Source organism: Candidatus Woesearchaeota archaeon (genome assembly GCA_030651135.1).
Taxonomy (GTDB): Archaea; Nanobdellota; Nanobdellia; order Woesearchaeales; family JACPBO01; genus JACPBO01.
Genome location: JAUSCS010000009.1, coordinates 33,042 through 46,855 on the forward strand (window position 1 = coordinate 33,042; position 13,814 = coordinate 46,855).

The 13,814-nt window shown below is 37.0% G+C and carries 19 protein-coding genes; 13 read left to right on the forward strand and 6 right to left on the reverse strand.

Features of this window, described 5'->3' with window-relative positions; all coding sequences use genetic code 11:
* The first annotated feature begins 42 nt into the window (after positions 1-42).
* Positions 43-819: a protein phosphatase 2C domain-containing protein gene (locus tag Q7J54_04730; protein MDO8740846.1), complete on the forward strand. Its 777-nt coding sequence runs from the start codon at positions 43-45 to the stop codon at positions 817-819.
* An 11-nt stretch (positions 820-830) separates the two neighbouring features.
* On the opposite strand, the gene Q7J54_04735 is transcribed toward Q7J54_04730, so the two are convergent.
* Positions 831-1,235 carry a winged helix-turn-helix domain-containing protein gene (locus Q7J54_04735; GenBank protein ID MDO8740847.1) on the reverse strand — a complete coding sequence of 135 codons (405 nt, stop codon included), beginning with the start codon at positions 1,233-1,235 and terminating at the stop codon, positions 831-833.
* A gap of 139 nt (positions 1,236-1,374) precedes the next feature.
* Here Q7J54_04735 and grpE point away from each other — a divergent pair, with 139 nt between their 5' ends.
* From grpE to dnaJ, 8 genes are read left to right on the forward strand one after another with little or no spacing between them, the layout of a single operon-like run.
* On the forward strand, positions 1,375-1,875 hold the full coding sequence (gene grpE / locus Q7J54_04740; protein MDO8740848.1) for a nucleotide exchange factor GrpE: 501 nt from the start codon (positions 1,375-1,377) through the stop codon (positions 1,873-1,875).
* Positions 1,872-2,060, forward strand: a complete 189-nt coding sequence (locus tag Q7J54_04745) for a hypothetical protein (GenBank protein ID MDO8740849.1) — start codon at positions 1,872-1,874, stop codon at positions 2,058-2,060. Before grpE ends, Q7J54_04745 begins: the two co-directional genes overlap by 4 nt.
* 6 nt (positions 2,061-2,066) lie before the next feature.
* Positions 2,067-2,576 (forward strand): YkgJ family cysteine cluster protein, encoded by a 510-nt coding sequence (locus tag Q7J54_04750; GenBank protein ID MDO8740850.1) that lies wholly within the window; start codon positions 2,067-2,069, stop codon positions 2,574-2,576.
* Between the two features lie 10 nt (positions 2,577-2,586).
* Positions 2,587-2,898: a hypothetical protein gene (locus tag Q7J54_04755; GenBank protein ID MDO8740851.1), complete on the forward strand. Its 312-nt coding sequence runs from the start codon at positions 2,587-2,589 to the stop codon at positions 2,896-2,898.
* Positions 2,899-2,948: 50 nt separating this feature from the next.
* Positions 2,949-4,886, forward strand: a complete 1,938-nt coding sequence (gene dnaK, locus Q7J54_04760; GenBank protein ID MDO8740852.1) for a molecular chaperone DnaK — start codon at positions 2,949-2,951, stop codon at positions 4,884-4,886.
* A 3-nt stretch (positions 4,887-4,889) separates the two neighbouring features.
* Positions 4,890-5,201, forward strand: coding sequence for a hypothetical protein (locus tag Q7J54_04765; GenBank protein MDO8740853.1), 312 nt, complete (start codon positions 4,890-4,892; stop codon positions 5,199-5,201).
* 2 nt (positions 5,202-5,203) lie between these two features.
* Positions 5,204-5,794 carry an HD domain-containing protein gene (locus Q7J54_04770; protein MDO8740854.1) on the forward strand — a complete coding sequence of 197 codons (591 nt, stop codon included), beginning with the start codon at positions 5,204-5,206 and terminating at the stop codon, positions 5,792-5,794.
* A complete protein-coding gene (gene dnaJ / locus Q7J54_04775) occupies positions 5,760-6,851 on the forward strand; it encodes a molecular chaperone DnaJ (GenBank protein ID MDO8740855.1) in 1,092 nt (363 codons plus the stop codon). Before Q7J54_04770 ends, dnaJ begins: the two co-directional genes overlap by 35 nt.
* On the opposite strand, the gene Q7J54_04780 is transcribed toward dnaJ, so the two are convergent.
* Positions 6,843-6,992: a hypothetical protein gene (locus Q7J54_04780; protein ID MDO8740856.1), complete on the reverse strand. Its 150-nt coding sequence runs from the start codon at positions 6,990-6,992 to the stop codon at positions 6,843-6,845. The two genes, dnaJ and Q7J54_04780, sit on opposite strands and share 9 nt — an antisense overlap.
* Positions 6,993-7,031: 39 nt before the next feature.
* Entirely contained in the window at positions 7,032-7,412 is a 381-nt protein-coding gene (locus tag Q7J54_04785) for a hypothetical protein (GenBank protein ID MDO8740857.1), read from the reverse strand.
* A gap of 130 nt (positions 7,413-7,542) precedes the next feature.
* Between Q7J54_04785 and Q7J54_04790 the strand changes: the two genes are divergently transcribed.
* Together Q7J54_04790 and Q7J54_04795 are read left to right on the forward strand one after the other, a co-directional pair.
* Positions 7,543-8,388, forward strand: coding sequence for a TIM barrel protein (locus Q7J54_04790; protein MDO8740858.1), 846 nt, complete (start codon positions 7,543-7,545; stop codon positions 8,386-8,388).
* Between the two features lie 25 nt (positions 8,389-8,413).
* Positions 8,414-9,034, forward strand: a complete 621-nt coding sequence (locus tag Q7J54_04795; protein ID MDO8740859.1) for a hypothetical protein — start codon at positions 8,414-8,416, stop codon at positions 9,032-9,034.
* 15 nt (positions 9,035-9,049) lie between these two features.
* Here the strand turns inward: Q7J54_04795 and Q7J54_04800 are convergent, their stop codons facing one another.
* Both Q7J54_04800 and Q7J54_04805 read right to left on the reverse strand, forming a co-directional pair.
* Positions 9,050-9,790: a hypothetical protein gene (locus Q7J54_04800; protein MDO8740860.1), complete on the reverse strand. Its 741-nt coding sequence runs from the start codon at positions 9,788-9,790 to the stop codon at positions 9,050-9,052.
* Positions 9,791-9,849: 59 nt separating this feature from the next.
* Positions 9,850-11,559 carry a tRNA uridine(34) 5-carboxymethylaminomethyl modification radical SAM/GNAT enzyme Elp3 gene (locus Q7J54_04805; GenBank protein MDO8740861.1) on the reverse strand — a complete coding sequence of 570 codons (1,710 nt, stop codon included), beginning with the start codon at positions 11,557-11,559 and terminating at the stop codon, positions 9,850-9,852.
* A gap of 190 nt (positions 11,560-11,749) precedes the next feature.
* Between Q7J54_04805 and Q7J54_04810 the strand changes: the two genes are divergently transcribed.
* Positions 11,750-12,160: a hypothetical protein gene (locus Q7J54_04810; protein MDO8740862.1), complete on the forward strand. Its 411-nt coding sequence runs from the start codon at positions 11,750-11,752 to the stop codon at positions 12,158-12,160.
* A complete protein-coding gene (locus Q7J54_04815) occupies positions 12,154-12,753 on the forward strand; it encodes a nucleotidyltransferase domain-containing protein (protein MDO8740863.1) in 600 nt (199 codons plus the stop codon). The genes Q7J54_04810 and Q7J54_04815 overlap by 7 nt, the downstream gene beginning before the upstream one ends.
* Before the next feature lie 12 nt (positions 12,754-12,765).
* On the opposite strand, the gene Q7J54_04820 is transcribed toward Q7J54_04815, so the two are convergent.
* A complete protein-coding gene (locus Q7J54_04820) occupies positions 12,766-13,764 on the reverse strand; it encodes an Lrp/AsnC family transcriptional regulator (GenBank protein MDO8740864.1) in 999 nt (332 codons plus the stop codon).
* Positions 13,765-13,814 lie beyond the last annotated feature (50 nt).

The following is a 13,814-nucleotide window of genomic DNA, read 5'->3' on the forward strand; positions in this document are numbered from 1 at the left end:
TATCCGATACATTTTTAACTTAGTCTATTCATTTAATTTATCATGGTACAAGTACAAACTTTTTCAGAAGGAAAGGTGAAAAACAGAAATGAGGATTATTTTAATTATAGTGAGAGTTGTTTTGTTATTGCCGATGGTGCTACTGATAAAAGCGGTCGAAATTATAATGGCCAAACAGGAGGAGAACTTGTTTCTCGAATTGTCGTAAATGAATGTTTATCAACCAATCTAAATGGAATTGAATTGATCAACCACATTAACAAAAAAATCAGGGAAGCATATACTAAACTGAACATTTTGAAAGATATCAAAGACCCAAAATATAGATTTACTTGCGGATTCATTTGTGTAAGGGTAATTGGCGGTAAAACAATAATCACTTATTTAGGAGATTTGGGTTTTAGAATTAATGGAATTGAAGTTTATCAGGAAATAAAACAAATTGACATTAATGATTCAGAAGAAAGATCAAAATATATTCGAGAAACAAATGACGTTGAAGGAAGCAGAAATCACATAATGCATTTACTCGTAAAACAATTCGAATATCAAAATAATCCCAATGACTCTTTGGGATATGGAGTAATTGATGGCTCTAAAACACCCTCTAAGTTTATAAAAACCTTTGAATACTATACTGAAAAAATAAAGACAATCGAACTATTTACTGATGGTTATTTTGATACATCCCAAGAAGTCTCAATTAAAGGATGGGAAAAAGCTTTTGAAAAAGTTGAAGAAGAAGATCCAGATAAATGGAAAAAATATAAATCGACTAAATCTAAGGATGATAGAACGATAGCAATAATTACATTCTAAATGATAACGTTCTACAATCCAATCCACTTGTCAACATCCTTTGCTATCTTTTTCAGATCTTCATAAGCCCTTTTTGCATCATTCTCGATCTCATCAATAAGAACTTCCAGCTTGTCAACCCTCAGCAGGTATTTCCTTCCTTCGTGCGTGATAATTCCTGCTTCCATGAGCTTGTTCATATGATGCACAACAGTTCCCCTGGTCAGGTCAAGCTTATAAGCGACTTCATCGCTTGACAGCGGCTTCTTTGTTTTGGCGCTTTTCACAAACTCAACAAAGATTCGGAAGCAGCTGCTGTCCTTGTCGCGGAGATTGAACAGGCCAAGAGAGCTGCCCAGCCATTGCAGTTCACGATTAATGTTCTTTTCAACAGGCTTGTTGGAGCTTATTATGGTGAATTTAAATGTTGGCGCCATATCTGAGAGCAAGACGTCTTTATATATAAAACTTTCTCTTTTAAACCGAAAACTATTTAAATAAGTTCATCTTACCACGTTTTCGTTGATTTAAAGTCAACGAAATAAAGAGGGGTTATAGTGTTTTGACAAGGCAAAAATGATTGAAAAATCAGAGAATAAAAACAAAGAAAAAGAACTGAAAGATAACTTGGATTTCAATAAACACTTATCAGAAAAAGACAGCAAAATAAAAGAATTAACAGAATTATTGCAGAGGCTGCAGGCTGATTTTGAAAACTATAAAAAAAGGGCTGAAAAAGAGAAATGCGATCTTGCAGGATATACTGCATGCAAGCTTGTTTCGCAGTTTTTGCCAATACTGGACAGCTTTGAGCTTGCATTGAAGAATGACCAGGATCATCAGAAATTTGTAAAAGGCGTTGAGCTTATTTACTCGCAGTTTTATTCGTTAATGGAAGATTTTGGATTAACTCCGATTGAGACAGTTGGAAAGAAGTTTGATCCTTACGAGCATGAAGCTTTATTGAGCGAAAAATCAGACAAGGATGAGGATATTATTTTGGAAGAGCTGCAGAAGGGCTACAAGCTGGGAGATGTTGTGATCAGGCACAGCAAAGTGAAGGTGAGCAAAAAATGATTGAAGAAACAGATGGAGTTTTTGCTCAAGCCGATAAAATAAACAAAAAAGCAGAGATGACAATAATAGGGGATCTTTTTTACGATGTTGTAAAAGATGGTTTGTCCAAAGAAACAAGAAAAAGAACAGGTGTAGAAGGCATTTATGAAATTGCATATGATCATGCAATGAGTCCGCGTATATAAATTCAAATGACTATTACAAGAGAAACAAAAGAAGAAGAAATTGTAGAATTAGGCAAAATAGAATGCGGAGACTGCGATCACTGCTGCCGCTTTGGAGGCGGTTATCTGCTGCCTGGAGAGATCAAAGAAATTTCAAAAAATTTGAAATTAAGCGAGGATGAGTTCAAAAAAAACCATTTGGAAGAAGCAGAAAAGTTCAACACAAAATTATTCCGCTTTAAGTCAATAAAAATAAAAAACAATTACGGGCCGTGCATTTTTTTAGAAAATAAAAAATGCGCAATAAACGAGTTCAAGCCGCTATACTGCAGAATAGGAACGTGCAGCAAAGACGGCGAAGAGATAGTGAAATGGTTTGACTTGAATTTTTGCGTGAATGCAAATGACCCGGAATCAGTAAGGCAGTATGCATCGTTCCTAAAATCAAGCAATGCAATAGAAGGCGGCAAGTTAGGGGAGCTAATAAAAGACGAAAAAAGGCTGAAAGAAATTTTAAGTTATGAAATGTTGAAATAAGAGGTAAAAAATGAACACAACTACAAAGCAAAAAAAATACATCACGTCAGAAGCAATACTGAGGTATTTGATAGGCGAAGATGACAAGATAGAGACGCTGATAATGTGCGAATCTTCAGAAGTTGAAATCCTGACATCAGATTTTGAGATTTATGAAGCGCTCGGCTCAATAAAGCCATATGACAGCTTCAAGCTGAACAAGCTGACAAAAATGTTTGAAGTTGTGAAGATTGTTTCATACGAGGAAACAATGCACAAGCAGAAGAGCATACTGACTGATGCAAGAGTGGAAGAATTAAGGGCGAAAGCTTTGACAAAATAATGATTGCGATTAAAATTAATTCAAATAAAAATTAAAAGTGGAGGACTAAAATGGGAAAGGAAAAAATAATCGGAATTGATCTTGGAACATCAAACTCAGCAGCAGCATTCTTGGAAGCCGGAAGGCCGAAGATAATACCGAGCAGCGAGGGCGTTACAGCATATGGAAAGGCATTTCCTAGCCATGTTGCATTTACAAAAGACGGGCAGCTGTTAGTTGGAGAGCCCGCCAGAAGGCAGGCTGTTTCCAATCATGAAGGAACAGTCTCTGCATTCAAAAGAAAAATGGGGACAACATTCAAATATAATATCAGGGGCAAAGAATACACGCCTCAGCAATTATCTGCATTTTTGCTGCAAAAGATAAAAAAAGATGCTGAAGAATTCTTAGGCGAGAAAATAGAAAAGGCTGTCATAACCTGCCCTGCTTATTTTGATGACAACCAAAGGCAGGCAACTAAAGATGCCGGGACAATTGCAGGATTGGAAGTTGTAAGAATAGTAAATGAGCCGACTGCCGCATGCCTTGCTTATGGCTTGGATAAAGCTCATCAGGAATTCAAGATACTTGTTTTTGATTTGGGCGGCGGAACTTTAGATGTTACAATAATGGAATTCGGCCAGGGTGTTTTTGAGGTTAAATCCACATCCGGCGATACGCAGCTTGGCGGAACTGATATGGATAATTTAATTGTTGATTTTATAGTTTCTGAATTCAAAAAGCAGGAAGGAGTTGATTTAAGCAAAGATAAGATGGCAATGCAGCGCCTTAGAGAAGCAGGGGAAAAGGCAAAGATAGAGCTTTCAAATGTTATTGAAACAGACATCAATCTTCCATTTATAACAGCAACAAATGAAGGCCCGAAGCATTTGCAGCTCAAGCTGACAAGGGCAAAGCTGGAGCAGATCATTGATCCAATCATAAAGAGATGCAAACACCCTCTGGAACAGGCAATTTCTGATGCAAAGCTTGCAGCAAAAGATATTGGCAAGATTATTTTAGTCGGTGGACCTACAAGAATGCCCATTGTTCAGAAATTTGTCGAGGATTTCGTTGGCAAGAAAGCTGAAAGAGGGGTTGACCCGATGGAATGCGTTGCAATGGGTGCAGCAATACAGGCAGGCGTATTAGCTGGAGAAGTTAAAGACATTTTATTGCTTGATGTTACTCCGTTGACATTGGGAATTGAAACATTGGGCAGCATAAGGACTCCGCTTATAGAAAGAAATGCAACAATCCCGACAAAGAAGAGCCAGGTATTTTCAACAGCTGCCGACAGCCAGACTGCAGTTACAATACATGTTTTGCAGGGTGAAAGGCCTATGGCTACTGACAACAAGAGCTTGGGGAGGTTTGATTTAGTTGGCATACCGCCTGCGCCAAGGGGAATTCCTCAAATTGAAGTTACATTTGACATTGATGCTAATGGGATATTGCATGTTACTGCAAAAGACCTTGGAACAGGGAAGCAGCAGTCAATCAAGATAATTGCGCCAAACAAACTAAATGAAGCAGATGTTGAAAGAATGAGGAAAGAAGCAGAAGCGCATGCTGAAGAGGATAAAAAACACAAAGAAGATGTCGAGATCATCAATAACGCGGATACATTGATCTACACAACAGAAAAGTTGTTCAAGGAATTCGAAGGCAAAGTAAAAGAAGACGAGCTTAATGATGTGAAAAAGGAAATAAATGAATTGAAAGAGCTGATGAAAGCTGAGAAGAAAGATGTTGATGCAATAAAGAAAAAGTTTGAAGAGATAAATGAGAAAATACAGAAATTAAGCACTGAACTGTATCAAAGGGTTTCAGAAGAAAGGGCTAAGGCGCAGCAGAGTGATACGCAGCAAAATGGAGCAGGCCCTGATTACGTCAATCCAGGAGACATTCCTGAAGAAGAGCAAGAGCAGCCTAAAAAGAAAGATAAAGTTGTTGATGCAGAGGTTGTAAAAGAGAAAGATGAGAAAAATAATAAAAAGAAAAAATAAAGAATGAAAAAAATCAAATCACAAAGCGATGCCAAAAGCACTCCGTATGTTCGGGCAGATAAAACACCATACTGCGAAATCTGCGAGCTGAAAATAGAAGGCGTATGCAAGGATACTAGAAAGTGCAGGATCCTGAGCAAAGAAGAGGTTATTGATCTCTGCAGCGCAAACGAGGAAATGGATGATATTTCAATGGATTATGTTCTCAACAACTTTGCATTCATACAGTATGAGGACAGGTCATGGGTTACGATGAGGAAAGAAAGCGGCAAAAAGGCAAAGCAGAGAGTCAGAAGATTAAGCATTGCAGGGTAAAGATGAAAATTCCAACAAAAAAAGAGTGCTATAAGCTGTTGAAGAAATATTCTGTTCCACTTAATGTAATAAGGCATGCTGAAGATGTGTGCAGGGTTTCTTTGTTTATCGGAGAGAGAATGAAGAAAAGGGGAGAAAAGATAAATCTGAATTTATTGGAAGCAGCATCCTTATTGCATGATATTGACAAGATCCATACACTGAACAACGGCAGGCACGGCATAATGTCCTGCGATATTCTGAAAAAAGAAAGATTCAATGCGATTGCAAGATTTGCTCTCATACACGTACTGCATGCAATCTTAAGCACCAGAACCATGCCTAAAACATGGGAAGAAAAGATTTTTTATTATGCTGACAGGAGAGTCAATCCCGAAGGGATAGTTTCAGCGAAAAACAGATTTGATTATTTAAGGCAGCAATATGGAACAAAAGATAAAAAAATAATGAAAATGATCAACGAAGCAGAGCCTAAAGTGAAAAGGCTGGAAAAAGAGATATTTTCAAAGATTAAACTGAAGCCTGAAGAAATAAACAAGCTGACTGCAGCAGAGCAATATGGCAAAAGACTACTACAAAATACTTGGCGTTGATAAGCATGCATCAACTGAAGAAGTAAGAAGGGCTTACAAGAATCTTGCTAAAAAATACCATCCTGATTTGAACAAAGACAATGATGCAACTGAAAAATTCAAGGAAATAAATGAGGCTGCTGCTGTTTTGGGCGACCAGAAGAAGAGAGAGCAGTATGACAGATTCGGCACAGCAGAGGTTCCGCCTGGATTTACGGGATTTGATTTTGGAGACCTTGGAATGGATGTTGATTTTGGCGATATATTTGAGGGTTTTTTTGGCGGCAGCGATATATTCGGAGGCAGAAGAAGGCAGGCAGCGCATGGGTCTGATTTAAGGTTTAACATGGATATTGAGCTTGAAGATGCTGCTTTTGGCGCAGAGAAAACAATTTCTTTAAGAAAACTGGAGAAATGCCCTGAATGCAATGGAACCGGGGCTGAAAAGGGAACTGATTTTATCACATGCCCTGATTGTGCTGGAACTGGTTATATTAAAAGAAGCCAGAGAACTCCATTCGGAATTTTTTCAACCACAACAGCATGCCCGAAATGCAGCGGCTCTGGAGAATATATAAGGGAGAAATGCGCTGAATGCAATGGCAAAGGCAGAATAACTGCAAATAAAAAAATTGAGCTCAAAATTCCTGCTGGTGTTGAAGATGGAATGCACCTTAGGGTTACAGGAGAGGGCGAGGCTGGCGGTAAAGGCGGAAGAGCAGGAGACCTTTACGTGGTTATCCGCATAAAGCCGCACAAAACATTTGAAAGAGATGGCAATGAAATTAATGTTGAAATCCCAATAAGCTTTTCAACTGCCGCTATTGGCGGCGAGATAGAAGTGCCGACTTTGAATGGCAAGAAAACTTTGAAGATATCTGCTGGAACCCAGTCGAATACAATCTTCAGGATGAAAGGAGAAGGAATTCCCAATCTGAATGGCTTCGGGAAAGGATCTGAGAATGTTAAGGTTGTTGTAAAAGTCCCTGATAAACTGACAAAGAAGCAGAAAGAGCTGATCGAAGAGTTTGAGAAAGAGGGCAAGAAAGGGTTTCTTGGGAAAATGTTTTTATGGTGAATTTTTTTTCGTGGTTTTTATTTTAAACAACAAATTGCATCTTTTGCAGTAATAAAGAATCTTTTCATTGCCTTTAATGTCGCTTCCACAGAGAGGGCATGCTTTTTCCATCACTTTTACTGGCTCTCTTTTTTCACGCATGAAACATAGAAAATGAATTATTTTTAAAGTTATGTGAATCTAAGATTCAGTTTTTTTGTTTTCATATCCAAAATATTCTTTTGCAATCAATTCCAGCGCCATGATGGATGAGAATGACTTATGTGTTGCAGCACTATTGGTGGCTTCAGCAATCATTACTGCCTTATCCAAAGACAAGCCTCCGATTGCATCATTTGTTGTTCCAAACAAGCTTCTGAATCCATCTCCACGTATTATCGGGTAGACTTCATATAGCCCATATCCTCCGCTGCCTACGCCGCGATGCGAACTTATGATTGTTCCTCTACGCAACAGCACAACGCCGCCATTAAAAGGCTGAACAGCATATTTGCTGATCAACTCAGGATCAATGGATTTTAACTCTTTTATCGCTTGTGCAACTGTTTTATATTTTGGCATTCATACCCCCTGCTTTATTGAAATAAGATGTTATTTATAAACTTTTCTTTTGTAACTACTATGAAAGAGATTTATTTTATGCTCTTGAGCTTCATAATCTTTAAAAACCGAATGGCTTTTGCTTAAATTAATGATCTTCGTCTCAACAGCCTGCCTGAAAGGGCTTAATGGAGGATTTGAAAAGGACTTATTCAGGGTTTTAGAGCTTTATAAAAACAGCAATATAAAAAATATAGAGCTTGGCAGCGTCCATTCTGAAATGGATCCTGATTTTCTTTTAAAATTTTTATTGAAGTACAAGGAAGAAAACGATGCAAAATTCATAATCCACGGATTTTTTCCTCCGATTAAGGAAAGTGTAATGATCAATATTGGATCGCAAAACAAGGACATTCTTAAAAAGTCAATGCTGATTGCGACAAATGCCATAGATCTGTGCAGAAAGCTTGATGCAAAACTTTACAGCCTGCATGCAGCAGTGCTTGGCGAGGTTGATGCCCACGGGATTTACATAACAAAGAAATACGACAAGGAAAAAGTGCTTGAAACTTTTGAAGAGAATTTAATAAAGATCTGCGGGCTTGCAGGCAGCCAGGGAATAAAAATCGCAATTGAAAACCATGGCGGCGAATGCGGGGATGATTTTTTCACAAGAAAAGAGCATTTTTTAAATTTATTTGAAAAATTAAAAATAAAAAACCTCGGAATCCTGATTGATGTAGGGCATTTGAACACTGCAGCTAAAAAATTCGGCTTTGACAGGGGCGATTTTATAAAATCAATGCAGCCAAAGGCATTTGCAGTGCACTGCCATGAGAATGACGGGAGCTATGATCAGCACAAGAATGTAAATAAAGAAACATTAAGGGATTTTGACAAAGAAATCATTAAAAAAATTTTCATCACATCGGAAGCAAATGGATTGGGCATTAATGATATTATTCGTGGAAAGAACATTTTAGAGCAAAGCTTTTAAAATAACAAAAACTTTCTGGCATAAAATGAGGCTAAAAACATCAAAAACAGAAATCGATCATCTGTGGAAAGCATGGCTTGCCATTTCAATAGCATTTGCAATAGTCCTTGGCGGAGGGTTTTCAGTCAGCCTGTTCTCTTTCAAATTTTTGCTAAACATAATATTCGCAGCATTCACAGTCGGAATCGGATTTTTGCTGCATGAGCTGTCGCATAAGCTTACAGCGCAGCATTTTGGGTATTGGTCTGAATTCAGGGCGAATTTTCAGATGCTTTTTTTGATGATTGTAATGAGCTTTTTAGGATTTGTTTTTGCCGCTCCTGGAGCAACCATGATAGCAGGAAGAGTTGAGAAAAACAAATACGGAATGATTTCAGCAGCAGGCCCGTTAATTAATATTTTTCTGGCATTGATCTTTCTAGGGTTAAGCTTTGCAACTCCTTTTTCTTTTATTACTGTCTTTGCTTTGTACGGGCTGCTGATCAACAGCTGGCTTGCATTGTTTAACATGATTCCTTTCGGAATTTTAGACGGAGCAAAGGTGATAAGGTGGAATGTAATTGCCTATGCTTTAATTGTCATTGCTTCGCTGGCGTTGGTTATGGTCGGGAATTCACTTATTAAGAATGTTGCCATGCTGGTCTGATATTATTTATTCTTTTTATATTAAACTAACTAAATTGTATATGTCCTTCTGAGTAAACAAGAATGTGCTTTGTTTCTTTTTTGGAGAAATTTTAGATCCTATGTTGTTTTCTCTGGCAATATCACAAAGCCTTTGATTAGTTATTTTCACTTCTGGCTTTATTAAGGATAATGATTTGATTACTTTCTCCGAATTAAATAGCGGTTTGCCCTTTCTATTTCCTATATATTCCAACCACGAATCAAGCAGGATAAATCTAACTCCGTTTTTAGCCCTGTTCTTTTTTGGCTCATAACCGACAAGGTAGCGTTCAGAAACTAAATAGTAGATGACATTTTTGCAGCTTATTCCCAACCTGGCTAATACCTCTCCCATGAGTAAAACCTCATTTTCTTTTCCATCCAGATCATATACATCGATATACCTTTTTCTCTCGTGTGAATAAAACCACAGGGCAGGTTCAATTAGTTCAGTTAGCCTTTGATCATTCTTAGAGAACTCAAACAGTGTAGGTAACCTTTCAATTTCTACTTCCTCTCTTTGAAGCACATACATTTTTTTAATGAAAGAATCAAGTAATCTTCTCCCTTTAATCCCCTTTACAAGACGTGCTGTGTCTTCTACGCTGACGTAAAGCTCTTTACTTTTTCTTACGAATCCAACTAAACCCATGTTAGCATATTTTCTTAACGTACAGCGCTCTAGACCAAAACGCTCTGCGACATCCTTGCTTGGTTGGTAGTTAGTATCATCCATGCAACTATGAAAAAAACAACTTATTTAAAAACCTTTCTATATTTACTACTTAAGAGATGTTATAAGTTTTTAACCATATACAGCCCTTCTTTTTTATAGCCTAATCTTCTGTAATAATTCCTTGCGCCGATCCCTGAAATCACAACAATCCTGTTTTTGTAATATGTCTTTGCGATCTCTTCCGCCGTTTTCAATAATTCTTTTCCCAGGCCGCGGTGCTGTATTGCGCCTTTTTTGCCAATAGCAGCTGCCTCGCCATAGACATGCAGCTCTCTTATTAAAGCAGAATCCTCTGTTATCTCTTTTCTTAAAAACTGCGAAGGGAATCTTAAGCGGCAGAATCCGAACAAAATCTTGTTTTTGAAATCCTCTGCAGAGATAAAGAATTCTGTGCCTTTTGATGCTTCATAATAAATTGATTTTATTTCTATGCTTTTCATGATTTTCTTGATATTTTTGCCTTTTAAATAATTCCCAGCTTCCCTGCACCGTATGCAATTGCATTTTATTTTCTTGTCTTTCATTATTTTTTCAACATACTGCCTTAAGTTGGTTTTATCAACACCTGCTTCAGTGGCATAAGTCGGGATGTCTCTCTGTATTCTCATTATCCTCGCATAAGAAGGAACGCATTTCTTGAACTCTGCAATCAGATGCGCAGCTTTTTCAGTTGTTAATGGCTTATACTCCTTTTTTTTGTACATACCATATAATTTAGTTCCTTTCAGAACCATGCAGGGATAGATTTTGAGCATATCAGGCCTGAAATCCTGATTTTCAAAAAGCTCTTTTAATGCCTCTAAATCCTTTTTATATGAAACTCCGGGCAGGCCGGGCATGACGTGATAATTTATCTTGAAACCCAGGTCTTTTAAAATTCTTGTTGATTCGATTGCATCTTTTATTGTATGGCCTCTTTCAATTTTCTTCAGAACATCATCATAAACTGTCTGGACGCCAAGCTCAACCCTTGTTGCCCCCAATCTCAGCATTTCATTCCCCTGCTTTAATCTTCCGTAATCCGGCCTTGTTTCCATTGTCAGGCCAACGCATTTGATATTTGAATTTTCATTTCTTTTTTGCTCTTTTTCAAGCGCTATGCTTTTTATTTTATTTTTCATAACTGATAATTTTTTCTGGATTCTTTTTGTCCTTTCTTTATCTTTCACTTCTGCAGGCAATTCGAAGAAATCTTTAAATTTCAAAATGTTAAATTCTTTATTTTTTTCAAAAAACAAATCAGAAAAATCATTCATTGCCTTAAACGCGTATTTGATGAAATTCTCCTGGTATTTTTTCGGAAAGCTTGGAAAAGTTCCGCCCATTATGATCAGCTCGATCTTTCCCGGGAAATGGCCGAGAACAATGTACTGCTCCAGCCTGTTGAACACCTGAAGATAAGGGTCATAGTTATTCCTCATTGCCCTTAATGTTGCAGGCTCTTTTCCTGTGTAGGACTGAGGAACTGTGCCGAAATAGCTCTTTATCCCGCCGGGGCAGTATATGCATTTTCCATGAGGGCATTTAAACGGCTTAGTCATAATTGCACAAACAGCAACTCCGCTTATTGTTCTGGTTGGCTTTGTCTGCAGGTATTTTTTTATTTTTGGAAGATCCGCTTTAGAAGCGTGCATTAAGATCTGTATATCTGTAGGAATAACCTTCATCTGGTGTTGTTTAGAGAGCTTTATCTTTACATTATTCAGCCTGTTCTTGCTGATCTTTTGTTTTTTTATGGTTTCAATTATTTCTTTGAAAAAGCCTTCCATAGAAATAAGAAGGTGCATTTATTTTATAAAGCTATTGAAAACTTCATTTATTGCAGAAACAGAATAAAGCAAATAATATGCGCATATCATCAAGACAAATGCCTTTATTGGTATAAGACAGGTGTCTTGATAAAAATCGAAAGATTTATAAAGTCAGGTGTCTTAATAGTAATGAGACAGATGACTTAAAATGAAAGAAGAGAAGCACGATGAAACTTTAAAGGAAGTTTTAGATGAGATAGAGGCGGCGCTCAAAGACCCAAGGGGATTATTAGCGCATCAAAGGAGACTGGCTTTTTCGCTTTCTTTGGGAGCAACGAATCTCTTAGAACTTCATTTTCATAAGCTCAGTATCATAAAAGAAGGATCGAAAATTAATCATTTATGGTTCAAAAAGAAAAAAGAAAAGGTTCTGGGGTATCTGCAGAAACAGATAATTTCACCAATAAATTCTGTGCAGGACATAGATAAGGTTATTGAAATGGCCATCAAGATAGAAGAAAAAAGAGATGACCTGGCTTATGGCGCTCCTGCAACGGAGAGGGCATTGCAGGAAAAAATAAATCTGTTTTTCGAATTTAAAAAGATGTTAAAATGTTAAAGGCATACTCAGGATATTTTGCAGCATACCTGCTGAATAATTTGAAAAATACAGAAAATATAGAAAGGATCATACTTTATGGCTCTGTTGCAAAAGAAGAGGCCACGAAAGAGAGCGATATTGATATTTTTATTGAAGTTAAAAAAAAGACAGAAAAAATTGAGAAAGAATTAAAAGAAGCAGAAAAAAGATTTTATCAGAGCAGGGATGCTGCTTTATTCAAATCAAAAGGCGCAGATAATAAATTTAATATTAAGATAGGAAAATTAAAAGACTGGAAAGAATTATACAGGAGCATAGCCTCCACCGGGATTGTCTTATACGGCCCATATGAAATAAAAGAAATTCCCTCCGGGGTTAAGCATTCCGTCATTGTTTTCTGGCAGAAAATAGGAAAAAACAGAGGAGCCTTTCTTAATAAATTATACGGCTTCAAAATCAAAGGCAAACATTATGCCGGCCTGATTTCAAAATTTGACGGAAAAAAACTTGGAAAAAGTTGTGTAATGTTTCCAATACAATATAAAGAAGATATATTCAGATTATTAAAAGGATATGAAGTAATAGCGAAAATGATAGAGGTTTTTAGTTAGAGTTCTATTAAATCATAGAGCTTGCTTAAATTGTGGATAGCACCCAGGATAATAGTCCAGCTTGTCCTCATTCATCACAATAACGAAGTCATAGTGCTTGATTATATCTGAGAATTTGTCCCTTATATCCAGCATAATATTATGGAATGCGTTGAAATCATCTATTTCAAAATCCAGTTCAATATCCCATTCACCAATGCAGTTTATAATATATGTTAGATTCTTTAAATAATTGCAGTGCTGGAAGAACTGGCTGTATTTTTGTTTTGTTAAGCTCCTGAACTTTATCAGTGCCTTGCAGTAAATCCAGTTGAATTTATTTAAGTTTAAGAATACCCTGTGGATCAAAATAATATTCTCTTTTTTCAAATTTTTAATCCTGTAATTCACGATTCTTGGCGTGGTTTTCAGCCTCTGCGCAATTTCTATTATCGGCATTCTCGCATTATTGACAAGGATTTTTATGATCTCCTCATCCACGGGATCTATTTTTAAATCATCTTTTTTGCCTCCCTGAAAAACAGCAGGGAAAGGCTCTTTATTTTCCAAAAGGTATTCCTTTCTCCAGTGAGGAACTCCTGTGCTGATTGAAGTTTCCCTTAAGCTTATGTGCTGGCTGAATTTTTCATCCAGTTCTTTTATCGCTTCATTAAACTCATAAACATCTTTAACTATATACCCTGCAATTATATCAAATTTCCCGGAGCAGGTGGCAATCCATTCTGTCTTTTTATGCTGCTTTAAGAACCCGATAATTTCGCTTATTGTCTTTTTATCTGCGTTTTCAAGCGAAAGGTATATTTTATACTTTGAAAAGCCGAGCTTGTAAGTATCGATCACAGTAGAGAATCTTGTGATGATGTTATCTTTTAAGAGTTTTTTAATCCTGTAATCCACAACCTGCTTGCTTAATCCTACTTTCTTGCCTATTTCTGAATCTGCCTGCCTGCAATTAACATCAAGCTGGTACAATATCTTTCGATCCTTCAGATCAAGGAATTCTGAGAGCATATTATGATATAATGACAATTAGTTTATAAATTTTGTTATTTTGACAAAAA

Bases quoted from the DNA above. Each gene is read 5' to 3' on its own strand.
- Q7J54_04730 (MDO8740846.1), top strand. From the start codon at position 43: ATGGTACAAGTACAAACTTTTTCAGAAGGAAAGGTGAAAAACAGAAAT.
- Q7J54_04735 (MDO8740847.1), bottom strand. From the start codon at position 1,235: ATGGCGCCAACATTTAAATTCACCATAATAAGCTCCAACAAGCCTGTT.
- grpE (MDO8740848.1), top strand. From the start codon at position 1,375: ATGATTGAAAAATCAGAGAATAAAAACAAAGAAAAAGAACTGAAAGAT.
- Q7J54_04745 (MDO8740849.1), top strand. From the start codon at position 1,872: ATGATTGAAGAAACAGATGGAGTTTTTGCTCAAGCCGATAAAATAAAC.
- Q7J54_04750 (MDO8740850.1), top strand. From the start codon at position 2,067: ATGACTATTACAAGAGAAACAAAAGAAGAAGAAATTGTAGAATTAGGC.
- Q7J54_04755 (MDO8740851.1), top strand. From the start codon at position 2,587: ATGAACACAACTACAAAGCAAAAAAAATACATCACGTCAGAAGCAATA.
- dnaK (MDO8740852.1), top strand. From the start codon at position 2,949: ATGGGAAAGGAAAAAATAATCGGAATTGATCTTGGAACATCAAACTCA.
- Q7J54_04765 (MDO8740853.1), top strand. From the start codon at position 4,890: ATGAAAAAAATCAAATCACAAAGCGATGCCAAAAGCACTCCGTATGTT.
- Q7J54_04770 (MDO8740854.1), top strand. From the start codon at position 5,204: ATGAAAATTCCAACAAAAAAAGAGTGCTATAAGCTGTTGAAGAAATAT.
- dnaJ (MDO8740855.1), top strand. From the start codon at position 5,760: ATGGCAAAAGACTACTACAAAATACTTGGCGTTGATAAGCATGCATCA.
- Q7J54_04780 (MDO8740856.1), bottom strand. From the start codon at position 6,992: ATGCGTGAAAAAAGAGAGCCAGTAAAAGTGATGGAAAAAGCATGCCCT.
- Q7J54_04785 (MDO8740857.1), bottom strand. From the start codon at position 7,412: ATGCCAAAATATAAAACAGTTGCACAAGCGATAAAAGAGTTAAAATCC.
- Q7J54_04790 (MDO8740858.1), top strand. From the start codon at position 7,543: ATGATCTTCGTCTCAACAGCCTGCCTGAAAGGGCTTAATGGAGGATTT.
- Q7J54_04795 (MDO8740859.1), top strand. From the start codon at position 8,414: ATGAGGCTAAAAACATCAAAAACAGAAATCGATCATCTGTGGAAAGCA.
- Q7J54_04800 (MDO8740860.1), bottom strand. From the start codon at position 9,790: ATGGATGATACTAACTACCAACCAAGCAAGGATGTCGCAGAGCGTTTT.
- Q7J54_04805 (MDO8740861.1), bottom strand. From the start codon at position 11,559: ATGGAAGGCTTTTTCAAAGAAATAATTGAAACCATAAAAAAACAAAAG.
- Q7J54_04810 (MDO8740862.1), top strand. From the start codon at position 11,750: ATGAAAGAAGAGAAGCACGATGAAACTTTAAAGGAAGTTTTAGATGAG.
- Q7J54_04815 (MDO8740863.1), top strand. From the start codon at position 12,154: ATGTTAAAGGCATACTCAGGATATTTTGCAGCATACCTGCTGAATAAT.
- Q7J54_04820 (MDO8740864.1), bottom strand. From the start codon at position 13,764: ATGCTCTCAGAATTCCTTGATCTGAAGGATCGAAAGATATTGTACCAG.